Source organism: Jatrophihabitans sp. sgz311053 (genome assembly GCF_056135305.1).
Window position 1 is genome coordinate 821,918 of record NZ_JBWAXP010000001.1, and the last position, 22,202, is coordinate 844,119.

The 22,202-nt window shown below is 72.5% G+C and carries 20 protein-coding genes; 12 read left to right on the forward strand and 8 right to left on the reverse strand.

The annotated features are described in order from the left end of the window. The first annotated feature begins 60 nt into the window (after nucleotides 1-60). Both AC0NZQ_RS03595 and AC0NZQ_RS03600 read left to right on the forward strand, forming a co-directional pair. Entirely contained in the window at nucleotides 61-921 is an 861-nt protein-coding gene (locus AC0NZQ_RS03595; protein ID WP_474528269.1) for a DODA-type extradiol aromatic ring-opening family dioxygenase, read from the forward strand. Beyond that, nucleotides 918-1,280 carry a hypothetical protein gene (locus AC0NZQ_RS03600; protein ID WP_474528270.1) on the forward strand — a complete coding sequence of 121 codons (363 nt, stop codon included), beginning with the start codon at nucleotides 918-920 and terminating at the stop codon, nucleotides 1,278-1,280. Before AC0NZQ_RS03595 ends, AC0NZQ_RS03600 begins: the two co-directional genes overlap by 4 nt. A 27-nt stretch (nucleotides 1,281-1,307) precedes the next feature. Here the strand turns inward: AC0NZQ_RS03600 and AC0NZQ_RS03605 are convergent, their stop codons facing one another. Next, the gene (locus AC0NZQ_RS03605) at nucleotides 1,308-1,754 is read right to left on the reverse strand and encodes a hypothetical protein (RefSeq protein WP_474528271.1); all 447 of its coding nucleotides are present in this window, start codon (nucleotides 1,752-1,754) and stop codon (nucleotides 1,308-1,310) included. A gap of 33 nt (nucleotides 1,755-1,787) precedes the next feature. Continuing rightward, the gene (locus tag AC0NZQ_RS03610; RefSeq protein ID WP_474528272.1) at nucleotides 1,788-2,804 is read right to left on the reverse strand and encodes an aldo/keto reductase family protein; all 1,017 of its coding nucleotides are present in this window, start codon (nucleotides 2,802-2,804) and stop codon (nucleotides 1,788-1,790) included. A 59-nt stretch (nucleotides 2,805-2,863) separates the two neighbouring features. Here AC0NZQ_RS03610 and AC0NZQ_RS03615 point away from each other — a divergent pair, with 59 nt between their 5' ends. From AC0NZQ_RS03615 to AC0NZQ_RS03625, 3 genes are all read left to right on the forward strand, one after another. Then, nucleotides 2,864-3,703, forward strand: a complete 840-nt coding sequence (locus tag AC0NZQ_RS03615; RefSeq protein WP_474528273.1) for an LLM class F420-dependent oxidoreductase — start codon at nucleotides 2,864-2,866, stop codon at nucleotides 3,701-3,703. Between the two features lie 11 nt (nucleotides 3,704-3,714). Beyond that, nucleotides 3,715-4,443, forward strand: coding sequence for an NRDE family protein (locus AC0NZQ_RS03620; protein ID WP_474528274.1), 729 nt, complete (start codon nucleotides 3,715-3,717; stop codon nucleotides 4,441-4,443). Nucleotides 4,444-4,540: 97 nt separating this feature from the next. Next, nucleotides 4,541-6,292 carry a PAS domain-containing protein gene (locus AC0NZQ_RS03625; RefSeq protein ID WP_474528275.1) on the forward strand — a complete coding sequence of 584 codons (1,752 nt, stop codon included), beginning with the start codon at nucleotides 4,541-4,543 and terminating at the stop codon, nucleotides 6,290-6,292. A gap of 43 nt (nucleotides 6,293-6,335) precedes the next feature. Here the strand turns inward: AC0NZQ_RS03625 and AC0NZQ_RS03630 are convergent, their stop codons facing one another. The 3 genes from AC0NZQ_RS03630 to AC0NZQ_RS03640 form a co-directional block, all read right to left on the reverse strand. Further along, nucleotides 6,336-9,335, reverse strand: a complete 3,000-nt coding sequence (locus AC0NZQ_RS03630; RefSeq protein ID WP_474528276.1) for a fibronectin type III domain-containing protein — start codon at nucleotides 9,333-9,335, stop codon at nucleotides 6,336-6,338. A gap of 87 nt (nucleotides 9,336-9,422) precedes the next feature. Continuing rightward, the gene (locus AC0NZQ_RS03635; protein ID WP_474529412.1) at nucleotides 9,423-10,106 is read right to left on the reverse strand and encodes a response regulator transcription factor; all 684 of its coding nucleotides are present in this window, start codon (nucleotides 10,104-10,106) and stop codon (nucleotides 9,423-9,425) included. Beyond that, the gene (locus tag AC0NZQ_RS03640; RefSeq protein ID WP_474528277.1) at nucleotides 10,100-11,338 is read right to left on the reverse strand and encodes a sensor histidine kinase; all 1,239 of its coding nucleotides are present in this window, start codon (nucleotides 11,336-11,338) and stop codon (nucleotides 10,100-10,102) included. The genes AC0NZQ_RS03635 and AC0NZQ_RS03640 overlap by 7 nt, the downstream gene beginning before the upstream one ends. Nucleotides 11,339-11,489: 151 nt before the next feature. On the opposite strand from AC0NZQ_RS03640, the gene AC0NZQ_RS03645 reads away from it, so the two are divergent. Both AC0NZQ_RS03645 and AC0NZQ_RS03650 read left to right on the forward strand, forming a co-directional pair. Further along, a complete protein-coding gene (locus AC0NZQ_RS03645) occupies nucleotides 11,490-12,395 on the forward strand; it encodes an ABC transporter ATP-binding protein (protein ID WP_474528278.1) in 906 nt (301 codons plus the stop codon). Further along, nucleotides 12,392-13,168, forward strand: coding sequence for an ABC transporter permease (locus tag AC0NZQ_RS03650; RefSeq protein ID WP_474528279.1), 777 nt, complete (start codon nucleotides 12,392-12,394; stop codon nucleotides 13,166-13,168). Before AC0NZQ_RS03645 ends, AC0NZQ_RS03650 begins: the two co-directional genes overlap by 4 nt. On the opposite strand, the gene AC0NZQ_RS03655 is transcribed toward AC0NZQ_RS03650, so the two are convergent. Continuing rightward, entirely contained in the window at nucleotides 13,161-14,204 is a 1,044-nt protein-coding gene (locus tag AC0NZQ_RS03655; RefSeq protein ID WP_474528280.1) for a DUF371 domain-containing protein, read from the reverse strand. The genes AC0NZQ_RS03650 and AC0NZQ_RS03655 overlap by 8 nt on opposite strands. Nucleotides 14,205-14,226: 22 nt before the next feature. On the opposite strand from AC0NZQ_RS03655, the gene AC0NZQ_RS03660 reads away from it, so the two are divergent. Beyond that, a complete protein-coding gene (locus AC0NZQ_RS03660) occupies nucleotides 14,227-14,883 on the forward strand; it encodes a class I SAM-dependent methyltransferase (RefSeq protein ID WP_474528281.1) in 657 nt (218 codons plus the stop codon). A 116-nt stretch (nucleotides 14,884-14,999) separates the two neighbouring features. Here the strand turns inward: AC0NZQ_RS03660 and AC0NZQ_RS03665 are convergent, their stop codons facing one another. Together AC0NZQ_RS03665 and AC0NZQ_RS03670 are read right to left on the reverse strand one after the other, a co-directional pair. Beyond that, a complete protein-coding gene (locus AC0NZQ_RS03665) occupies nucleotides 15,000-15,491 on the reverse strand; it encodes a TrmH family RNA methyltransferase (protein ID WP_474528282.1) in 492 nt (163 codons plus the stop codon). Nucleotides 15,492-15,500: 9 nt separating this feature from the next. Beyond that, entirely contained in the window at nucleotides 15,501-16,343 is an 843-nt protein-coding gene (locus AC0NZQ_RS03670; RefSeq protein WP_474528283.1) for a PaaX family transcriptional regulator, read from the reverse strand. Between the two features lie 131 nt (nucleotides 16,344-16,474). On the opposite strand from AC0NZQ_RS03670, the gene boxC reads away from it, so the two are divergent. The 4 genes from boxC (at nucleotide 16,475) to AC0NZQ_RS03690 (ending at nucleotide 22,197) form a co-directional block, all read left to right on the forward strand. Further along, the gene (gene boxC, locus AC0NZQ_RS03675) at nucleotides 16,475-18,115 is read left to right on the forward strand and encodes a 2,3-epoxybenzoyl-CoA dihydrolase (RefSeq protein WP_474528284.1); all 1,641 of its coding nucleotides are present in this window, start codon (nucleotides 16,475-16,477) and stop codon (nucleotides 18,113-18,115) included. A 1-nt stretch (nucleotide 18,116) separates the two neighbouring features. After that, nucleotides 18,117-19,535 carry a benzoyl-CoA 2,3-epoxidase subunit BoxB gene (gene boxB / locus AC0NZQ_RS03680; protein ID WP_474528285.1) on the forward strand — a complete coding sequence of 473 codons (1,419 nt, stop codon included), beginning with the start codon at nucleotides 18,117-18,119 and terminating at the stop codon, nucleotides 19,533-19,535. A 161-nt stretch (nucleotides 19,536-19,696) separates the two neighbouring features. Further along, complete coding sequence (locus AC0NZQ_RS03685) at nucleotides 19,697-21,250, forward strand: benzoate-CoA ligase family protein (protein WP_474528286.1); 1,554 nt, start codon at nucleotides 19,697-19,699, stop codon at nucleotides 21,248-21,250. Nucleotides 21,251-21,339: 89 nt separating this feature from the next. Beyond that, complete coding sequence (locus AC0NZQ_RS03690) at nucleotides 21,340-22,197, forward strand: amidohydrolase family protein (RefSeq protein WP_474528287.1); 858 nt, start codon at nucleotides 21,340-21,342, stop codon at nucleotides 22,195-22,197. Nucleotides 22,198-22,202: the final 5 nt, after the last annotated feature.

Consider the following 22,202-nt stretch of genomic DNA (forward strand, 5'->3'; position numbering starts at 1 on the left):
CGGCACCTTGTGTCCGCCAGGCGGACAGTTGTACGTTCCAGGAGACGAAGGGAAGCTCGCATGGCTCAACTGGTGGCGGTGCTCGCGACGACGCACCACCCGTTCTTCTACAAGACCAGCCTGCTGCCGCCGGAGGAGGCGCCACCCTTCGCGGCGGAGTGGGTGCGCAAGGTCGAGGCGTATCGCGAGACGCTGACCCGCGCCCGTCCGGACGTCCTCGTCATGGTCGGCTCGGACCACTTCCACCAGCTGTGGCTGGACAACATGCCGCAGTTCCTCGTCGGCAAGGCACCGTTCTACGACGCCAACTACTACAACGAGGAGCGCGAGTTCGGCCTGCCCCGGATGCTGCTCAAGGGCCACGAGGAGCTGTCTGCCTACATCCTGCGTGAGGGCATCGACCGCGACTTCGACCTGGCGTTCTCCAACGAACTGCGGGTGGACCACTCCATCACCTGTCCGATCATCACCACCCGGCCGCAGAACGACCTGCCGGTGGTGCCGATCTACACCAACATCTTCGCGCCGCCACTGCCGCGACCGGAGCGCTTCGTCAAGCTGGGCCAGACGATCCGGGAGCTCATCGAGGCGTGGCCGTCACAGCTGCGCGTCGCGGTGATCGGCACCGGGCACCTGTCGCTGGAGCTCGGCGGTCCGCGTCAGTTCGGGCCGCACGGCCCCGATCCGGAGTTCGACGCCAAAGCGGTGGAGTGGATCGCCAACGGCGACATCGACGGCTGCCTGTCGGAGGTGACGCTCGACAGCTTGCACGCCCCCGGCAACGCGACGCACGGGTTCATGGACTTCATGCTGATGATGGGCGTGGCCGGCTACGCCAAGGCCGACTACGCCGACAGCCTGGACCTCTTCCACACCATGGAGGCCTACTTCACCTGGTACCCGAACGGGGTGCCGGCGTGAGCAAGTACCTCGTCGACAAGTTCCTCTACACCGTCGACCGCGACCCCGACCTGGTCGAGCGCTACCGGGAGGACCCCGCCGGCACGGTGGCGTGGTGGGAGGCCGAGCAGGCCAGCGTCATCCTCAACTGCCACGTCGGCGAGGCCACCACCTGGCTGAGCTTCACCGACGAGGAACGCACCGCGCTCGCCACTCACGATCACGTCCGCCTCTTCGAGCTGGGCGTGCATCCGTTCCTCACCCTGACGCTCTGGATCGCCATGTTCGAACGTGATCACTCCGCGCCGCTGGCCATGCAGCTCGACTACGCCGCCCAGCTCTCCCACCTGTCGCTTCCGTACCCCGACATCTCCACCTGATCTCGTCGGGACGGCCGCGGTCCGAGCTCAGGACCGCTGCTGGCGTCGCAGCTCTTCGTTGAGGCGCAGTGCCTCCTCGGTGAGCGCCTGGGAGCGCATCGCCTCGTAATCGTGGTCCAGGTCGAGCCAGTTGTCCGGCCGCCGCGGCTGCGGTCGCCGCTTCTCCGTGCGCTGGCGCAGCCGCGTCGTCACCCGGCTACCGGCCGCACGGGCGGCGTCCCGGGCCGCGCCGCCGAGCACGTCGACGTCCAGGCCGGTGCGCCGCTCGATGGAGTCCTTGATCTGGGCCCGCTTCTGCGCCCGCAACGCGGCCCGACGCGCAGCGCGCTCGGCGGCGAGCCGCTCCCGCCGGCGGCGCCGCAGCGGCGCGGTCAGCCAGCCGAGGGCGCCGACGACCACGCCGCTGACGAGCGCCAGCCACAGCGGCGCCTCGAGGATCAGCGCCGCCACGAACACGAGAACGCCGTAGATCATGGCCCCAGTCTCCCCGATTCCGGGCGAGCCCGCTCAGACCATGCGCCTGCGCGGCGTCGACTTGTCGGTCAGCGACGGGTCACCGGTGACGACGTCACCCAGCGCCTCGTCGATGCGGGCGAGTGCCTCGGCGGGGATGGTGACGCCGCTGGCCTTGACGTTGTCGGCGATCTGCTCGGGCTTGGAGGCCCCGATGATGGCGGCCGAGACGTTGTCGTTCTGCAGCACCCACGCCACGGCGAGGGCGGCCATGGAGAGTCCGAGGTCCGCGGCGATGGGCTGCAGGTTCTGCACGCGGGTCAGCACCTTGTCGTTCATGAAGCGCTTGATCATGTCCGCGCCGCCGGCGGTGTCCGTGGCGCGGGAACCGGCCGGCGGCTCCTGGCCGGGCTGATACTTGCCGGTGAGCACGCCCTGCGCGATCGGCGACCAGACGATCTGCCCCAGGCCCAGCTCGCGGCTCGCCGGGACCACGTCGCCCTCGATGACGCGCCACAGCATCGAGTACTGCGGCTGGTTGGAGACCAGCGAGATGCCGAGGTCGCGGGCGAGGATGGCGGCGGCACGGATCTGCGCGGCCGTCCACTCGCTGACGCCGATGTAGAGCGCCTTGCCGGCGTGGACGACATCGGCGAAGGCCTGCATCGTCTCCTCCAGCGGGGTGAAGGTGTCGTAGCGGTGGGCCTGGTAGAGGTCGACGTAGTCCATCTGCAGCCGTCGCAGCGAGTTGTCGATGCCCTCGCGGATGTGCTTGCGGGACAGGCCGGTGTCGTTCTTGCCCTTGGGGTCCGGTCCGACCGGGAAGAAGACCTTGGTGAAGACCTCCAGGCTCTCGCGCCGCTGACCCTTCAGCGCCTCGCCGAGCACCGTCTCGGCCTTGCCGTTGGCGTAGACGTCGGCGGTGTCGAAGGTGGTGATGCCGTGGTCGAGGGCGGCATGGACGCACTGCGTCGCGATGTCGTTCTCGATCTGCGAGCCGTGGGTCAGCCAGTTGCCGTAGGTGATCTCGGAGATCTGCAGGCCAGAGTTGCCGAGGTAGCGAAAGTCCATGTGCCCATCCTTCCCACGGCGCGGGGAAGCCATCGGACCCGGTCGGCGTTGTGCCCGATATGAGCACTCCGACACTCGGCACCCTGGGCGCCTGGGGCCACTCGTCCCAGTTCGACCCGACCCTCGCGCACCGGCTGGAGCGGGCCGGCTACAGCACGATCTGGCTGGGCGGCTCGCCGCCGGCGGACCTGGGCGAGGTCGAGCCGCTGCTGGACGCCACCGAGAACGTCGTCGTCGCGACCGGCATCGTGAACATCTGGTCGGCCGACGCCCGCGAGGTCGCCGCCTCCCACCGCCGGATCACCGACGCCCACCCCGGCCGGTTCCTGCTCGGCATCGGCGTCGGCCACCCGGAGGCGACCTCGGACTACCGGCGCCCGTACCAGGCGCTCGTGGACTACCTCGACATCCTGGACGCCGAGGGCGTCCCGGCCGACGAGCGCGTCCTCGCCGCGCTGGGACCGAAGGTGCTGGAGCTCTCCCGCGACCGCAGCGCCGGGGCCCACCCCTACCTCGTCCCGCCGGAGCACACCCGGCGCGCCCGGGACATCCTCGGGCCGGACGCCCTGCTCGTCCCCGAGCACAAGGTCGTCGTCGAGACCGATCCCGTCGCCGCCCGGGCGCTGGGACGACCGCCGGTCGACCAGCCGTACCTGCACCTGACGAACTACGTCAGCAACCTGCAGCGGCTCGGCTGGACGGAGGCCGACATCGCCGACGGCGGCAGCGATGCCCTCATCGACGCGCTCGTCGCGCACGGCGACGCCGCGTCCATCGCGGCCCAGCTGCGCCAGCACCTCGACGCCGGGGCCGACCAGGTGGCGGTCCAGCTCATCGCCCCGGACGGCGCGGACCGCGCGGCGCTCTTCGTCGAGGTCGCCGAGGCGATCCTCGGGTAGGTTCGGCGGCCGTGTGCACGGTCGTGATCAGGATCGGCGCCGCGGGTGAGGCGGTGCCCGTGCTGGCGCTGCGCGACGAATTCGTCGGGCGTGACTTCGACGAGCCCGACGCCTGGTGGCCCGAGCAGCCGGACGTCATCGGCGGCCGGGACCGCATCGCCGGTGGCAGCTGGTGTGTCACCGACGTCGCGACCGCCACCACGGCGCTGATCGTCAACCGCACCGAGCGTCTCGGCGGCACCCCATCGCGGGGCCTGCTGCCGCTGGCCGCGGTCCGTCACGGTGCGGCATGGACCGATGTCGTCAGCCACGAGGCGATGGCGAGTTTCCAGCTCCTGCTGGTGGCTGCCGGCGGCGTGACGGTCTGGACCTGGGATGCGGTGACGCTGCAGCGGACCGAGCTCGGTGCCGGCACCCACCTGCTCACCCCCCACGGCGTCGACGCCGATGACGCGAAGACGACGAAGTTCGCGCCGTGGTTCACCGACTCCCCGGTCGCGGACTGGCCCCGCATCGTCGCCGGCTGCCTCCCGTCGGCCGCCGAGAGTGCCCTGGTGGTGCGGCGCGACTACGCCGGTCGGGGCTACGGCACGGTCTTCGGCCAGCTCATCGACGCCCGGCCCGGACGGCTCGCCCTGCGCAGCACACGCACCCCCTGGACAGCTGCCGAATGGCCGCAGCGAGTATGGCGCTCGGGCAGGCCCCGGCCGGTGCCGCAGCCAGCTCCGACGCGGACTTGAGGACCAAAGGGTTCTTTCTCCACGTCGGTGCGCATGACACATTCGTGAGGAGCACGTGAAGGCAGTCTCGAACAGCCGGGACGGAGGATGGAGCACCATGGAGTCGGACGCGGTCGCGCCCCGTCGCGCCACCGCCGAGCCGGCAGGTGGCGAGGGCGGTCCGCTGCGGACAGCTGCCGAGCTGGCCTCCGTCCTGGACGACGTCCCCGCCGTCATCGCCTTCTTCGACATGGAGCTGCGGAACCGCTTCGCCAACTGGGCGCACGTGCCCTGGTTCGGTCTGCAGCCGCACGACCTGGTCGGCTGCACCCCTGACCGCATGGTCGGCAGCGCCACCTTCAACGAGTCCAAGCCGTACTACGACGCCGTCCGCGAGGGGCGCAAGCAGACCTTCGAGCGCATCAACACGCTCCCCAACGGCGTTCGTCGGCACTCCCTGGTGACCTACGTGCCGTTCGTCGTCGACGGCGAGATCCGCGGGGTCGTCACGATGGCCAGCGACGTCACCGGCCGGGTCCGGGCCGAGTTCGCGCGTCAGGAGCTCGCTGCCCGTGCCGCGGCGATCGGCGCCCGCGAGCTCGCCGCGATCGACAAGCAGCACGCCGCCACCGAGACGCTGAACCGGATGGCCGCCGACCTCGCCGCCGTCGCCGAGCGGCACCCGGCGCACGCCACGGAGATCAGCGACGCGGCACGCTCGCTCGGCGACGCCGCCCGTCGGCTGCGGACCCTGGTGGCTCACCGTCCCGGCCCGGGACGTCCCCCCGGCCCCGAACGCATCGTCCGCGAACGTGTGGAGCGGGCCGAGGTCCGCCTCGGCTTCGCCCCCTCGCTGCTGGTCATGGGCACCCTGGACGCCGTCGACCACGACCTGGCGCTGCACCTGGGCCACGCCATGGACGTCACCCTGGACAACGTCGCGCGCCACGCCGCCGCCGAACGCGTGGAGGTGACGGTCGGCGTCGAGCACGGCGACCTGGTCCTGGTCGTCTCCGACGACGGCACCAGCCTGATCCGGCCGCAGCCCGGCGGCGGGTTGGACCGGCTCCGCAGCGCGGCGCTGGAACGTGACGGCTCGTGCCTGTGGCACATCAACGCCGACGGCGGCACCACCGTCGAGTGGCGCGTCCCCCTCCACCCGGCCGAGAACCAGCCGCATGCGGTGCACGCCAACGGCGTCCTCGCCGGCCCCGTCGACCGTGGCCAGCGCGCGCCGGAGGGCTACCGGGAGGGCAACCAGCTCGGTCTCGACGCCGAGGAGATGCGGCTGCTGCTCGAGCACGTCCCGCTCGGCCTCGCCGTCTGGAACCACGACATCGTCAACCAGTACGCCAACGCCACGGCGGCCCGGTGGCTCGGCCGGCCCGACCCGGCAGCGGTGGTGGGTCGCCACTACCGCGAGCTGGCCGACCGCGAGGCCTACGAGCGGGTGGTCCCGCTGGCGCGGGCGGCGCTGGCCGGGTCTCACGTCGTGGTGGAGCGGCCCTTCGCCGCGCGCAACGCCGAGCGGCCGCACGACATCCGCGCCGAGTTCCTGCCGCGCCGGGTCTGCGGACGCGTCGTCGGGGTGAGCGTCCAGGTCACCGATGTCGGTGCCCGGATCCGGGCCGAGTCCGCGGTCCGCGCCGAGCAGGCGCGGATCGACGCGCTGCGGGCGCGCTACGCGGCCGAGGAGGAGATCCACCACCTGGCGATCCAGGAGGTCTTCGCCGCGGCGATGCGGCTGGACACGCTGCGCCACATCGGACCCGACGCGCTGGCCGAGGTGGACGACGCGCTCGCCCCGATGGACCGGGCCGTGGCAGACCTGCGCGAGTCGGTCATGACCACCGAGCCGCTCGCCACCTGAGCTCCCCGGACGGCCACGACCGGTCGTGCGACCCCGAAGGCGCTCAGCGCACCCGGACGGTCCGGGTGACGCTGTGCGCGGTGGCGAAGTGGCTGTCCCCGGCGGCAACGACCCGGTAGCTCACCGTCCCGCGGCGGGTGGGCGTCACTGAGAAGCTGTAGGTCGAGCCGGCCACCCGGCGGGCAGTGACCTGCTGCCACCGGCCGCCACTCCACCGCTGGACCGCGAGCACGCCCCGATGCAGCGGGCTCACCGTTCCCCGCAGCGTCACCGCACGGCCGCGGGCGACGCTGGACCGGGGCTTGCCGAGCGTGACGACGCGGCTGACTGCCACGGTCCGCGCCGGCGAGGTGGCCGCCACGTAGTCACCGACCGAGACCGACACCAGCCGCACCGAAGCGGTGCGAGCCAGGCGCAGCCCGGTCAGCCGGACGCTGCCGTCCGTGGCGGTGCGCGCGCTCGCCGCCGTCACCCAGCTGGAGGTCCCGGCGAGCCGGTACTGGGCGCGGACCAGCGCCCCGGCGACCCCGGAACCGGCCGAGGAGAGGCGCCCGGTCACGGTCGCGGTGGTTCCCCGGACCACTGTCCGCGGCAGCGAGGAGACCGCCAGCGCGGCCGGACGCGGCGCCTGCGCCGTGACGACCGGGGACTCCGGTGAGGTGTCGCCGGCCCCGACGCGGTTCGTGGCGGCGACGGTGAAGGAGTAGTCGATCCCCTCCGCCAGCCCCGTCACCGTGCAGGTGGTCGTGGTGCTGAGGCAGCTGCCGGCGGGGGTGCCCGTCACGCGGTACCCGGTGATGGGCGCGCCGCCGTCGTCCGGAGCGCTCCAGCGGACCGTGACGGTCCGGCCGGTCGGGACGGCCGAGGTGACGACCGGCGCGGCCGGGACCGTGGCCGGCACCGTCACCGAGCCCGTCGGCTGGGAGGCGAGGCTGTCACCCATGGCGTTGCTGGCCACCACCCGGAAGGTGTAGGTGCGGCCCCGATCCAGACCGTCCACCGTCGTCTGCGTCGCGCCCGCCACCTCCACGGCGGCCTGTGCGACGCCGTCGCGGAGCGGGATCACGCGGTAGCCGGTGATCGCCGAACCGCCGTCGTCGGTCGGCGCCGACCACGTGACGAGCGCGCTCGTCCCGTCGCCGGCGGCGGTCGCCGTCCCGGCCTGCGGGGCCCGCGGCACGCCCGCGGCCACCGCGACCGGGTCGCTCTGCGCCGACGCCGGCCCCTCGCCCACTGCGTTGCGGGCGGTGACGGTGAAGGTCCAGCTGCGGCCGCGGACGAGGTCCGGGACCGTCGTCGAGGTCGCCGTCGCCGCCGCCGAGACGCTGCGGGTGGGCAGCCCGGCACTCGCCGCCGAGACCCGGTAGCCGGTGATCGCGGCGCCGCCGTTGTCGGGGGCGCTCCAACCCAGGCTGGCGGTGGTGCCCGAGACGGTGGCACGGGTGATGGTCGGCGCGGCCGGGACGGTGGCCGCGGTCCGGCCCGCGCCCAACACGGTGAGGCTCGGGGTGCCGCCGGCGCGGGTGCTGCTGTGGCCGGCCCCGTCGACCAGCGTCACCGAGGTCACCGTCCAGGCACCGTCCTCGGCGCCGGCCGGCAGCGTGAAGCGGGCACGGAAGGTGCCCGCGGCCGGGTCGCCGGCGGCCAGGTCGTCGCCGCTGATCGTCGCGGTGGCGGTCTCGTTGCCGCTCGGGCTGCGCAGCCCGACGCTGCCCGAGACGATGCCCGAGGGCACGGTGTCGGGATCGGTGCCCGAGACGAGGACGACACCGGCGCCGTCGCTGCTGCGGACGTCCAGGGTGGCGGGGCTGAAGGTGTAGTCGCCGATCGTCGGGGCCAGGGTGTCGGCGGCGGCGGTGGTGACGTCGAAGCCGGCGCCGGTGAGGATGCTGCCGCTGGTGACCGTCGTGACGTTGCCGGCGACGTCGTCGATCTCGACGGCGGCGACTTTCCAGCTGCCGCTGGCGAGGCCGTCGACGTAGATCGGCACCGTGACGGTGCCGTTGCGCGAGGTGCCGGTCCGGATGTCCGCGTCGGCGACGGCGATCGGCTGCAGGTCGTTGTCGTCCGGCGTGCCGTTCGGCCGCTTCAGGGTCACCGTGACGGTGTCCGCCCCCGAGACGTCGTCGGTGTAGCCCACCCGGGCGTAGACCCAGCCGGAGGTGCCGTAGGCCGTCGACCGCTTCGTCGGACCGACACGCAGCGACGTCAGCACCGGTGCGGTGTCGTCCGCCGCGGTGGTCACCGCGATGCGCAGCGGGTCGACCACCGGTGAGGAGGCGTCGTAGCCGGCGGTGTTGTTCTGGCCGTCGGCCAGCTCGACTGCGTCGAGCTGCCACATGCCCGGCGTGCTGCGGGCGCCGAAGGTGACGGCGACGTTCCAGCTGCCGTCCTTCGGCGTGCCCTCGACCGGGGGACCGCTGAGGTAGCCCTCGGCGGTGTCGCCGTCGGGGGAGACGAAGCGCACCGTGCCCGAGACGACGCCGCTGAGGTCGTCGGTCGCGCGCACCCGGACCGTGGCGTCGGCCGGACCCGCGGTGGTGTCGACGGCGGTCGTCACTGCGGAGACGCCACCCAGGACGGGCGCGGCGGTGTCGCTGGTGCGAGTGACCGTCACGCTGGCACTGCCGGCGTCGAGGGTGGCGGAGTTGCCGGCGCGGTCGGTCGCCGTCAGGCTCGTCACGGTCCAGGTTCCGGGGACGTCGAAGCGGGAGCTGAAGGACTGGGTTCCGGTCCACACCCCGGAGGCCGCCGTCCCGGAGGTCCGCTGCAGATCCACCGAGGCGCCGGGGACGCCGGGGCCGGCGAGGACGAGCTCGACGGCGTCGACGCCGCTGCCGGTGTCGGCGACGGGGATCCGCACCGCGCTCAGCGCGTCACGATCGGTGATGTCCACCGTGGCCGGGGCAAAGGTGACCGGACCGGCCAGCGTGGGGGCCGTCGTGTCGTCCGCGGCGGCCGCGGGCGCGGCGAGGCTCAGGCCGGTGGCCAGCAGGGCGGCGGTGACGGCGGCGGTGATGCCGCGGCGCGCAGGCTGTGTCATGTGCGGGGACTCCCGGGTGGTCGTGATGCGACCCCGCTCCCCAGCTAACGTCGAACTTACATGACGGAGCTGGACCCGGGAACCCCGTCAGCCCGCCTCGTGGACGACGATGGCCACCTGTACCCGGTTCGTGGCACCGAGCTTGGTCAGCAGCCGTGAGACGTGGGCCTTCACCGTCGCCTCGCTCATGAAGAGCCCGGCGGCGATGTCGGCGTTGGACTCGCCACGCCCGACGGCGAGGGCGACCTCCCGTTCCCGTTCGGTGAGCTCGGCGAGCAGGCCCCGGGCCCGGTCCCGGCGCTGCGCCGCGGCGAGGTCGGTCGGCGCGGCTCCGGCCGCCACCCCGGCGGCGGCCACGTGGCCGAGCAGTGTCCGGGTGACGGCCGGCGAGAGCATCGCCGCCCCGTCGTGCACCAGCCGGACGGCGTCGATGATCTCGTGCGGCGCGGTGTCCTTGAGCAGGAAGCCGTCGGCCCCGGCTCGCAGCGCCCGCAGCACGTAGTCGTCAGCACTGAACGTGGTGAGGACGACGACCCGCGGCGGGTCGGGTACCGCCTGCAGCTTCGCCGTCGCGGTGATCCCGTCGGTGCCGGGCATGCGGATGTCCATGAGGACGACGTCCGGTCGCAGCTCTCTCGACCGCTGCACGGCGGTGTCGCCGTCCTCGGCCTCTCCGACGATCTCGAGATCGTCGGCGGCAGAGAGGATCATGCGCAGCCCGGCACGCACCAGCGCGTCGTCGTCGACCAGCAGCACCCGCACGCTCACCAGGTCAGCCTCGCATCGACGACGAAGTCGCCGGCCGGGTCCGGTCCGTGCGACAGCGTGCCGCCGGAGAGCGTCACCCGCTCGCGCAGACCCAGCAGGCCGGTGCCGGCACCGGGCAGGCTGCTGCCCGCGACGACCGGCAGCCGGTTGCGCACCTGCACCCGCAGGCCGGCACCGGGACCGCCCTCGATGCGGACCGTGGTGGCGGTCCCGGTCGCGTGCTTGGCGACGTTGGTGAGCGCCTCCTGGACGACGCGGTAGGCGTCGCGCCCCAGGCCGGCAGGGGTCTCGGTCGTCTCCGGCACCGCCATCACCAGCTCGATCCGGGCCCCGGCCCGCCGTGTCTCCTCGACCAGCCTCGTGATGTCGCGCAGCGTCGGCTGCGGCGCCGCCGGGACCTCCGTGGTGCCGTCGGGCTCGGTCTCGGCCCGGAGCACGCCGATGACGCCCCGCAGTTCCTGCAACGCCTGCTGTGCGGTCTCACGCAACAGGCCGGCGGTCTGCTGCACCTGCTCCGGGGGCAGGTCGGGACGCAGCTGCAGCCCGCCGGCGTGCAGCGCCATCAGGGAGATGCGGTGACCGAGGACGTCGTGCATCTCGCGAGCGATCCGGGTGCGCTCGGCGGCTCGAGCCCGCTCGGCGTGCTCGAGCTGCTCGGCCTCGGCGCGTTCGGCACGCTCACGCAGCGTCCAGACCAGCTGCCGGCGGGCCCGCACGAACATGCCCCACGCCGTGACGATCGCGGTGAAGGCCAGCGAGAAGATCATGTCGGAGGCGAACGAGCCACCACTGCTGAGCAGGCTGTATCCGGCCGAGGCGGCGAGCTGCACGCAGGCCACGGCGACGGCCACGCGGGTACGCCGGTGGACAGTGACGCTGAAGAGAGCGGCGATGCTGGCCGGCGCCGCCGAGGCGACAATCATGGATGCCGCGGCCGAGACGACGGCGACTGCCACCGGGTAGCGCCGCCGCCACCACAGCGCCACGCAGGCGACGAGCCCCAGGATCAGGTCGACGATCGGCATGTCGTCGGTGAGGACGGTGCCGCCGCTCTGCCGGACGAGGGCGAAGAACAGCGCACCGGACCCCAGCGCCAGCAGGAAGAGCAGCACGTCCACGAACCAGTCGCGGATGGTGCGGCGCCCGGAGCGCGACGGGTCCTCCGGTGGCAGCAGCGTGGCCGGCACCAGCCGGGGGTAGGAGAGCGCGCGGCTCGGGGGCGCGGCATCGTCCATGCGACCAGCCTAGAAGCGCGGCTCCGGCCCGGCGTCCGACGAAAGTCGACGGCGGGGTCGCCTCGGCATCGACGAAAGTCAGCGCCGGGACCGGCGGAGATCACCGAACGGCCGATGTCCGCCGCGCCCCCGATCCGGCAGGGTCGAGGTCATGATCACCGCCGAACACCTGACCAAGGCCTACCGAGGGACACCCGTCGTCCGCGACGTCTCCTTCACCTGCAGTCCCGGGACGATCACCGGCTTTCTCGGCCCCAACGGGGCGGGGAAGTCGACGACGCTGCGCATGATCACCGGCCTCACGCCGCCGGACGGCGGCACGTCCTCGGTGGCGGGACGGCCTTACCGGGAGCTGCCCAACCCGTCGCGGGTCGTCGGGACACTGCTCGACGCCAGCGCCATGCACGTCGGACGCTCCGGCCGGGCCACCCTCGAGATCGCCGCCGGCATCGCGGGGGTGCCGCGCCGCCGGGTGCCGGAGGTGCTGCAGCTGGTGGGGCTGGCCGGACCCGCGGCGGAGAAGCGGGTCGGCACCTACTCGCTGGGCATGCGGCAGCGGCTCGGCATCGCGCAGGCGCTGCTCACCGAGCCGCAGGCGCTCATCCTCGACGAGCCCGCCAACGGTCTCGACCCCGAGGGCATCGCCTGGATGCGTCGGCTGCTGCGGGACTTCGCCGACCGGGGCGGGACAGTGCTGCTCTCCAGTCACCTGCTGCACGAGGTCCAGGCGACGGTCGACCACCTCGTCGTCATCGCCGGTGGCGCCGTCGCCGCCTCCGGCCCGATGCAGGAATTGCTCGCGTCGTCCGGATTCGTCGTCGCCTCGCCCGACCCCGACGCGCTCGCAGCGGCGCTCTCCGGCCTGGACGTGACCCGAAACGAGGACGGCAGCGTCACCGTGGACAGCAACGACGGCTCCCTCGACGCCGCCGCGATCGGACGCCGCGCCCTGGAGCACGGCGTCGTCCTCAGCGAGCTGCGCCGCTCGGACTCCGCGGGGCTCGAGGAGCTCTTCTTCAGCCTCACCGCCAACCAGAACAAGGAGCAGGCCGCATGAGCGCCGCGACGCAGACCGTCCCCGCCCGCCCTGCCGCGTCGGCGGCGGAGGCTCGCATCCCGTTCGGCCGGCTCGTCCGCGTCGAGTGGCGCAAGGCCACGGACACGCGGGCGGCCCGCTGGCTGCTCGCCGTCACCGCGGTCGGCACGATCGCGCTGATGCTGGCGCCGTTGCTGGCCAAGAACTCGATCGAGCAGAGCTGGTCGTCGTACCTGCAGTTCACCGCGTTCGGCCTCGGGACGTTGCTGCCCGTCGTGTCGATCCTGACCATGACCAGCGAGTGGAACCAGCGGACCGTGCTGACCACCTTCGCGCAGGAGCCGCGGCGGGCACGCGTCGTCGGGGCCAAGGTGGCGGTCTCCGGGTTGATGGCGGTGGCAGCGATCTGCTTCGGTGCGCTCGTCACCGCCGGGGCGTTGGGCATCGCCGGGGCGAGCGGCCGGGACCTGAACTCCGATCTCGACGCGGCGCGGCTGATCGGCTACGCGCTGTTTATCACCGCCAACATCGGGGTGGGCGTGGCGTTCGGTGCCCTCTTGCAGAACACGCCTGCCGCCATCGTGCTGAACTTCGTGCTGCCTACGGTCTTCGGCATCCTCGGCGCGGCCGTCGCCTCGCTCGGGCGCTGGATCGACACCGGCACGACGTTCAACTGGCTGGTGGAGGGGGACTTCGACGGGCACGTCCCCAACATCCTGGTGTCGGTCGGGCTGTGGCTGGTGCTGCCGCTGGTGCTCGGTGTCCTGCGGACCGTGCGGCGTGAGATCAAGTAGGCCAGTCGAGCAGCGCTGCGTAGGCGCGGCGGCGCTCCCAACCGGTGAGCGCCGCCAGCGCCTTGGCCGCGGTCTTGGTGGCGACCCCGTCGGCGACGAGCGCCTGTACCGCCGCCCGGGTGGCGGGGTCCAGGACGTCCTCGCCCGGCGCCGGATGCAGGCAGCAGGCGACCGTCTCGGCGCCGGCGAGATCGGGCAGGTCGTCGGGACCGGCCGGCAGCGGGCGGCCGTGCTGCTGCATGACCGTCGCCACCCCCGAGCCACGGCCGGCGGCGGCCCGGTGCAGCAGCTCCGGCAGCCGGTCGCGGGGGAGCAGGACGGCGAGGCGGTGCGTCGCCGGGACGGTCGCCAGCGCGCCGGCGTCGGCCAGTGTCAGGGGCGCTCGTGACGGGCAGGCGGCGGCCACCGCGAGCAGCGGCGGCAGACCGACCGTGTCGACCGCGGCGCCGGCGAGCCGCTCCGGACAGCTGCTTCCCGGCAGGTCGAGCGTCGCCACGACGACCGTCCGGCCGCCCGCTGCGCCGCGCGTCGGGCCCGCGAGCCGGCGCGCGGCCGCGTCCTCGACGATGACCTCGTCGGCCCGCTCCAGCTCCGCGGCGAGCGCGGCGGGAGCCACGGCGACATCGGGGTCGACCGCGCAGAGCACGATCGTGGCCTCGCCGGGGACGGGATGCACGTCCACCGTGACGAGGGCGTCGGGATCGCGCAGGGCGTCGACGAGCGCACGCGGCAGATCGCTCGCCGCCGCGGTCGCCGCCGTGGCGAACGTGCCGGGGAGTCGCAGCGGTCCGCGCCGCACCACGACCGGACCGGTGGGGTCCCAGGACGGGTTTGCCAGCGCCTCGAGGGTGAAACGCTCGTCGCCGACGGCGATGCGCAGCCGGATCGGACCGGCCAGTGGCCGCGGCGGCTCGGCCTCGGCGGCGACCGCGACGATGCAGGTGCCGCGCTCGCTGAGGTCCGTACCGGGGGTGAGTTCGAGCGTCTTGGCATGCGTGGCCCGCACCGCTTCGTGGCCGCGCCCGGTGAACCGCACCCGCTCACCCTAGGGTTGTCCCGTGCGTCAGGTGATCGGCAAGGCCACCCGGGAGCTGGGCGCCGGCGCGCTGGCGCAGCACCGCGCCGGACGGCAGGCCGTCCTGGACCTGGGTACCGGCGACGGCAAGCACGTGGTGGCGGTGGCGCGGCAGCGGCCGGATGCGCTGGTGATCGGGCTGGACGCCGGTCCCGACGCGATGCGACCCACCGCGCACCGGGCAGCGGCGAAGCCGGCCAAGGGCGGCGTGCCGAACGCGCTCTTCGTCTGGGCCTCGGTCGAGGCGCTGCCGGCCGAGCTGACCGACATCGACGAGGTCCACAGCCTGATGCCGTGGGGGAGCCTGCTGCGCGCCCTCGTCACGCCCGTACCGGAGGTGCTGCGCGGGGTGGCGCGGAGCTGCCGTCCCGGTGCGCCCTTCCTCGTCACCCTGAACCTGCACGCCTGGCGACCGCCGGTCGTGGACGTCGGCGGCACCCCGGAGCCCACCCCCGACACCGTCGCCGAGACGCTGGGCCCGGCCTACGCCGAGGCGGGCTGGACGATCACCGGTGCCGACTACCCCGACGCCGCCGCCCTCGCCGAGCTGGGGACGTCCTGGACGAAGCGCCTCGGCTCGACCCGAGACGAGCTCGCCGTCCTGAGGTTGACGGGAACGATCACCCCGCCAGCGGGCTGAGCCGCGTGCCCCGATCCATCCCCCTGCGGTGATCAACTTGTGGTTTCCGTCGCCAGAACGGCGGAAACCACAAGTTGATCACCGGGACGGGCGGGACGCCGATGGGTGCGGGACGCCTAGCTCGGGAACTGCCGGCAGTACTCGTACAGCGCCATGGCCGTGGCGGTGGCGACGTTGTAGCTGTAGGGCAGCCCCCACACCGGGATCTCGATGGTGTCGTCCAGCAGTGCGAGCTCGGCCTCGCCGATGCCGGCGCGCTCGTTGCCGATGACGAGCGCGGTGCGCTCGGCGAAGCGGTACTCGTGCAGGTTCCGGCTTCCCGTCGTCTGCTCCAGCCCCACCAGCCGGTAGCCGTCCGCCTTCAGCGTCTTGAGCACCGGCGCCAGCGAGTTCCGGACCTCCAGTTGCACCGTGTCGGCGCCGTCGCGGGCGATGGTCCGGTCCAGCTTGGCGTGACCGCAGACGATCATCCGTTCGACGCCGCAGCACCCCGCCGTCCGGGCCATGGTCGAGAGGTTGACGTTGGAGCGCATCGGGACGCAGGCCAGCACCAGCTGTCGCGGCCGGGACAGCGGCGAGGGCGGGCGATGGCGGACCTGCTCGAACACGCTGTCACGCTACCGACCCGGACCCTCGCGCCACGCCGCCCTCGCGACGGGGGCCAGCCGCTCGTGCAGCTCGGCGAAGCGGACCGACGCCTCGTGCCCGCGCCACGGCTCGGGGAGCAGCTGCCGGGGCAGGGTGGGGTCGACCCAGGGGAAGCGGCGCCAGGCGTGGACCAGCTCGACCGTCGCCACCAGCGGATCATCGGTGCCGTCCGCACGGAAGCGGTCGAGGAACTCCTCGTAGTCGGCTTCGAGGCCGGCGAGGTCCCAGGCGCGGGCGACGAGGTCGGCCACCCGGCCCCGACCGGCCAGCTCGCCGACGAAGACCTGGGCGTCGGCCAGCGCGCCGACCCGCTGCAGCGCCTCCTCGACCTCGGCCAGCCGGGACGAGTGCGGGGTCAGCCAGACCCCCGGCGCCGGTGAGCCGAGACCGACGCCGGTGAGGCGCGTTCGTAGCAGATGGCGGGTCGGTCGCTCCGTCTCCGGCGTCCGGGTCAGCACGAGCAGCCAGCGGCCGTCCCAGGTGGGGGCCACGCCGGTGAAGGAGTGGATGCGTTCGGTGCCCTCGACGAGCAGCTGCTCCGCGCTCGGCGTCAGCGCCCACCGGGTGCGGCGTCCGACGCGTTCGGTGGTGAGCCAGCCGTCGGCGGCGGTCCGCATCAGCGCCTGCCGCGTCGCCTTCTCCTCCACCCCGAGCCGGGCGAAGAGGTCGATGAAGGCCGACGTCCAGGCCGTCTTGCCGCAGGGGAGGACGAACTCGCCGAGCACCGTGAAGAGCAGCCCCCGCGCGCTGGTCGAACCCGCGGCGTGCCGCCGTGAGATGACGGGGGCGGTGCCGGGCTCGTCCTGGGTCATGGTGGGCCTCAGCGTGGCACATCCGGCCGGGGCAGGGCCGAGCCGCGGCTCGGCGCTTGGTGAGAACCTGCTACGAACTCTTGACGCGACACGTCCGATACGTAGCATGTTGGGCAGCGAAGGGGAGTCCCATGACCCATGTCGAGTTCCGCACCGATCCGTCCCGCTACCGCCACTGGCGCCTCACCACCGAGGGCGCCGTCGCCACGCTGACCATGGACGTCGCCGAGGACGGGGGGTTGGTCGAGGGCTACGAGCTCAAGCTCAACAGCTACGACCTGGGCGTGGACATCGAGCTCTACGATGCCGTGCAGCGGCTGCGCTTCGAGCACCCCGAGGTCCGCACGGTGGTGGTGACGTCGGGCAAGGAGAAGATCTTCTGCGCCGGGGCGAACATCCGCATGCTCGCCGCCTCGCCGCACCCGTGGAAGGTCAACTTCTGCAAGTTCACCAACGAGACCCGCAACGGCATCGAGGACGCCACCGCGAACTCCGGTCAGACCTACCTCGCGGCCGTCAACGGCACGGCCTCCGGCGGCGGGTACGAGCTGGCGCTGGCCTGCCAGCACATCATGCTGGTGGACGACCGCTCGTCCGCCGTCTCGCTGCCCGAGCTGCCGCTGCTCGGCGTCCTGCCCGGCACGGGTGGCCTCACCCGGGTCGTCGACAAGCGGCACGTCCGACGCGACCGTGCCGACTACTTCGCCACCAAGTCCGAGGGGCTGGGCGGGGCGAAGGCGCTGGCGTGGAACCTCGTGGACGAGGTCGTCCCCCGGCAGCAGTGGGACGAGCGGGTCAACGAGCGCGCCGCCGAGTTCGCCGCGCACTCCCCCCGGCCGGCCGGTACCGCCGGCATCGCCCTGCCCGAGCTCACCAAGACCCGCACCGACGACGCCATCGGCTACGAGCACGTCGAGGTCGCGCTTGATCGCGAGGCCCGCACCGCCACGATCACCGTGGCGGCGCCGACGCACGACCCCGGCGAGCTCGACGCGAGCTACTGGACCCTGGCGATGACCCGCGAGCTCGACGACGCCATCCTCGACCTGCGTACCAACGAGAACGAGCTCGGCACGTGGATCCTCACGACGACCGGCGACGCCGGGAAGGTGCTCGCGCACGATGATCATCTGCTCGCGAACGCCGACGATTGGCGCGCCAACGAGATCGTCCACTACCTGAAGCGGACGCTGAAGCGCCTTGACGTCACCAGCCGTTCGCTCGTCGCGCTGATCGAGCCGGGATCCGCCTTCGCCGGCTCGCTGCTCGAGCTCGCCCTCGCGGCCGACCGCTCCTTCCAGCTCGTCGGCGTCTTCGAAGACATCGACCCCGACGCCGCGCCCGCCGCCATCACGGTCGGCGCCATGAACCTCGGACCGCTCCCGATGGGCAACGGCCTCACCCGGCTGCAGACCCGCTTCCTCGGCGACGAGGCCGCGCTGGCCGCCGTCGAGAAGACCGCGGGGGAGCCGCACGAGGCCGAGGAGGCCGAGCGGCTGGGGCTCGTCACCTTCGCCCCGGACGACATCGACTGGGGCGAGGAGGTCCGCATCACCGTCGAGGAGCGGGCGTCCTTCAGTCCGGACGCCCTCACCGGCCTGGAGGCGAACTACCGCTTCGCCGGCCCCGAGACCATGGAGACCAAGATCTTCGGCCGGCTCTCGGCCTGGCAGAACTGGATCTTCTACCGCCCCAATGCCTCCGGTCCGGACGGCGCCCTGCGCCGTTTCGGCACCGGCCGGCGCGCCGACTTCGATCAGGAACGGGTGTGACATGACCAGCGTCGCCGACTACACCGAGAAGATCCCCAACAACGTCGACCTGCGGGAGGATCGGCGGCTGCAGCGGGCGCTGGAGTCCTGGCAGCCGAACTTCCTGAACTGGTGGGAGTCGATGGGCCCCACGCTGCCGACCGAGGAGGTCTACCTCCGCACCGCCGTCAACGTGGGCCGGGACGGCTGGGCGCAGTTCGGTCACGTCGCCATGAAGGACTACCGCTGGGGCATCTTCCTCGCCGAACGCGACGGCGACCGGCGGATCGGCTTCGGCCAGCACCAGGGCGAGCCGGCCTGGCAGAAGGTGCCGGGCGAGTACCGCGCCGACCTGCAGCGTCTCATCGTCATCCAGGGCGACACCGAGCCGGCCTCGGTCGAGCAGCAGCGCAATCTCGGCGCGACCGCACCCTCGCTCTACGACCTGCGCAACCTCTTCCAGGTCAATGTCGAGGAGGGGCGCCACCTCTGGGCGATGGTCTACCTGCTGCACGCCTATTTCGGCCGCGAGGGACGCGAGGAGGCCGAGGAGCTGCTGCACCGCAACTCCGGCTCGGACGACGCCCCGCGCATCCTCGGCGCCTTCAACGAGGAGACGCCGGACTGGCTCTCCTTCTTCATGTTCACCTACTTCACCGACCGGGACGGCAAGTACCAGCTCGGGACGCTGAAGGAGTCGGCCTTCGACCCGTTGAGCCGCACCTGCGAGTTCATGCTCAAGGAGGAGGCCCACCACATGATGGTGGGCACCACCGGCATCGACCGCGTGGTGGAGCGCACCGCACAGCTCATGAACGAGGTCGACAGCGACGAGGTCGCCGGCGCCGGCGGCATCCCGCTCGACGTGATCCAGAAGTACCTGAACTTCCACTACTCGGTGTCGCTGGACCTCTTCGGCGGCGAGACCTCGACCAATGTGGCGAACTACTACACCGCCGGGCTGAAGGGTCGCTGGCTGGAGGACCGCCGCAAGGACGACCACAGGCTCACCGAGGACGCCTTCGCCGTCGACGCGGTGGTGGACGGCGCGATCGGGACCACCGAGGTCGCGGCGCTGCTCGGCCTCAACAGTGACCTGCGGCGCGAGTACATCGACGACTGCCGCGGTGGCGTCAAGCGGTGGAACCGCATCCTCGAGTCCCACGGCATCGACGCCCGGCTCGCGCTGCCGCACGTCGCCTTCAACCGCAAGGTCGGGGCCTTCGCCGGCATCGAGGCGACTCCGGACGGCCGGGTGCTCAGCCGCGAGGAGTGGGAGCGCGAGCAGGGGCGCTACCTGCCCACGGCGGTCGACAAGACCCACGTCCGCTCGCTGATGCACCCGGTCTACGAGCGGGGCAAGATCGCGTCCTGGATCGCGCCACCCCGCAACGGCATCAACAACCAACCGCTGGACTACGACTACGTCCGCCTGCCCTGACGCACTCCCCGTCCCCTTCCTGCGTTGAGTGGGCCGACAACCGTCGAATGGGCCGATGTACCGGCCCACTCAGCCGGTTACGGCCCACTCAACGAGAGAACGCACCACCCAACGAGACGACCCGACCAGAGAACGCACCACTCGACGCAGAGGCGGCCCGCGTGAGCGACATCTTCAACGCCTGTGACTACCTGCTCGACCGGCAGGTCCGCGACGGGGGCGGGGCACGACTCGCGCTCACCGGCGTCGCCGGCGACCTCAGCTACGCCGAGCTGCTGGAGCGGGTGGTCCGCACCGCGGCCGGGCTGCGCGCCTTCGGCCTGCAGCCCGAGCAGCGGCTGCTCATGATCATGTCCGACTCCCCGGAGTTCGTGACGATCTACCTCGCGGCAATGCGCATGGGGGCCGTGCCGGTGCCGGTGTCGACCATGCTCCGGGCGGACGGGCTGGCCGAGTTGATCGCCGACTCCCGAGCCCGTCTCGTGGTGGCCACGCCGGAGTTCGTCGAGACGGCGACCCTCGCCGCGGGCGGTATCGCCGTCAGGACGGCCGACTCGCTCACCGCGGACCCGGCCGGCGGCGGGGTGCAGCCCACGACCGGCGACGACCCGGCCTTCTGGCTCTACACCTCGGGCACGACGGGCCTGCCCAAGGGCGCGATGCATCGCCATGCCTCGATCCGGCACAGCTGCGAGACCTACGGGACGCAGGTCCTCGGCATCGGACCGGACGACCGCTGCCTCTCCGCGGCGAAGGCATTCTTCGCCTACGGCCTCGGCAATTCGCTGCTCTTCCCGCTGTCGGTGGGGGCGACAGCGATCCTGGAACCCGAGCCGTCGCGTCCGGAACTCATCGCGGCCCGCGCCCGGGCCTTCGGCGCGACGCTCTTCTTCGCCGGACCCACGTTCTTCGCCAACATGCTCCGGGCCGAGCTCCCCGCCGACGCCCTCGGCGGGGTGCGGCTGGCGGCGAGTGCGGGCGAGGCGCTGCCGGCGAGCCTCTACACCCGCTGGACGACGCACTTCGGCGTCGACATCATCGACGGCATCGGCATGACCGAGATGCTCCACATCTTCTGTTCCAACCGGCCGGGGCAGGTACGGCCGGGGACGACCGGCGTCGCGGTGCCCGGCTACGAGCTGCGCATCCTGGACGACGACGGCCGCGAGGTCGGGCCGGGCGAACCGGGGACGCTCTTCGTCCGCGGCGACAGCACTGCCACCGGGTACTTCGCCCGCTACGACGCCTCCCGCCAGGTGTTCCGGGGCGAGTGGCTGCGCACCGGTGACACCTACGTCCGGGACGCCGACGGCTACTACACCTGCCTCGGCCGCACCGGCGACATGCTCAAGGCCAGCGGTATCTGGGTGAGCCCGGCCGAGGTCGAGGCGCGGCTGCTCGCCCACGACGCCGTGGCGCAGGCGATCGTGGTGGCGGCGCACGACCGCGACGGTCTCGAGAAGCCGGTGGCCTACGTGATCACGTCGGCGCCGGTGAGTGAGGACGATCTCGTCACCTGGTGCCGCGACGCCCTGCCCTCGTTCAAGCGTCCCCGGCGGATCGTCTTCGTCGACGCGTATCCGACGACGGCCACCGGCAAGATCCGGCGAGTTGAGCTGCGCGAGATGGCGCGGCGGGCGCTCAACGCCGCTGCGTCCGAGACCGCCGGCGAGGTGCCGGTCGGGCGGAGTGTGCCGCAGGAGCAGCCCGTCTGATCGACCGGATGTCCGGCCAGAGCGTCGGGGTGCCCCGGCTGCGGTTCGCCGGGCGGCATGGAGGACCTCCCGGCGGTAGGGTCGGCCGTGTGCTGGACGGCCTGCCGCTGATCGACGTCCACCTGCACCCGGCCCACAAGGACGGACTGAAGCTGCCCTGGGACGTCTGGACCCAGGACTTCGGCGGCCCCGAGCTCGACGGCCTCTACGACGACACCGGCGCCGTCGACGGCGCCCGCTTCGATGCGCTCCTCGCCGGCGAGGGTGTCGACGTGGCCCTGATCCTCGCCGAGTACAGCCCGCGCGTGACGGGGTGGCAGACGGTCGAGCAGATGGCCGCCGTCGCCGCCGCCAATCCGGCGCGCATCAGGTTCGCGGCCAACGTCAACCCGCACGTCCACCACCCCGTGGACGAGGAACTCGACCGCCAGCTCGCTTTAGGAGCGGCTGCGCTCAAAATCCATCCCGTCCACGCCGGGCTGGCCTACAACGACCGCGCGCTCTACCCGGCGTACGCGATGTGCCAGGAGCGTGGCATCCCGGTGGTGCTGCACTGCGGCACCTCCACCTTCCCCGGCGCCCGCAACCAGTTCGGTGATCCCACCCTGCTCGACGACGTGCTGCGCGACTTCCGATCCCTGCAGCTCGTCCTCGCCCATGGCGGGCGGGGCTGGTGGTACGACGCCGCCGCCTTCCTGGCGCTCTCCTACCCGACCGTCTGGATCGAGCTCTCGGGACTGCCGCCGTCGCGGCTGCAGACCTACTACGCGCGACACAACTGGCGCCGTCTCACGAGGCGGATGATCTTCGGCACGGACTGGCCCGGCATCCCCGGCATCGCCGCCAACGCACGGGCCATCCGGGCGCTCATGCCCGACGACGAGACCGCGGCGGCCGTCCTGGCCGGGAACGCGCAGCGCGTCTACGGCTTCACGCTGTCGGCATAGGCGGG

What these genes read in the sequence shown, in the direction of transcription:
- AC0NZQ_RS03595 (WP_474528269.1), top strand. Translation starts at nt 61, where the DNA reads ATGGCTCAACTGGTGGCGGTGCTCGCGACGACGCACCACCCGTTCTTC.
- AC0NZQ_RS03605 (WP_474528271.1), bottom strand. Translation starts at nt 1,754, where the DNA reads ATGATCTACGGCGTTCTCGTGTTCGTGGCGGCGCTGATCCTCGAGGCG.
- AC0NZQ_RS03610 (WP_474528272.1), bottom strand. Translation starts at nt 2,804, where the DNA reads ATGGACTTTCGCTACCTCGGCAACTCTGGCCTGCAGATCTCCGAGATC.
- AC0NZQ_RS03615 (WP_474528273.1), top strand. Translation starts at nt 2,864, where the DNA reads ATGAGCACTCCGACACTCGGCACCCTGGGCGCCTGGGGCCACTCGTCC.
- AC0NZQ_RS03625 (WP_474528275.1), top strand. Translation starts at nt 4,541, where the DNA reads ATGGAGTCGGACGCGGTCGCGCCCCGTCGCGCCACCGCCGAGCCGGCA.
- AC0NZQ_RS03630 (WP_474528276.1), bottom strand. Translation starts at nt 9,335, where the DNA reads ATGACACAGCCTGCGCGCCGCGGCATCACCGCCGCCGTCACCGCCGCC.
- AC0NZQ_RS03640 (WP_474528277.1), bottom strand. Translation starts at nt 11,338, where the DNA reads ATGGACGATGCCGCGCCCCCGAGCCGCGCGCTCTCCTACCCCCGGCTG.
- AC0NZQ_RS03645 (WP_474528278.1), top strand. Translation starts at nt 11,490, where the DNA reads ATGATCACCGCCGAACACCTGACCAAGGCCTACCGAGGGACACCCGTC.
- AC0NZQ_RS03650 (WP_474528279.1), top strand. Translation starts at nt 12,392, where the DNA reads ATGAGCGCCGCGACGCAGACCGTCCCCGCCCGCCCTGCCGCGTCGGCG.
- AC0NZQ_RS03670 (WP_474528283.1), bottom strand. Translation starts at nt 16,343, where the DNA reads ATGACCCAGGACGAGCCCGGCACCGCCCCCGTCATCTCACGGCGGCAC.
- boxC (WP_474528284.1), top strand. Translation starts at nt 16,475, where the DNA reads ATGACCCATGTCGAGTTCCGCACCGATCCGTCCCGCTACCGCCACTGG.
- boxB (WP_474528285.1), top strand. Translation starts at nt 18,117, where the DNA reads ATGACCAGCGTCGCCGACTACACCGAGAAGATCCCCAACAACGTCGAC.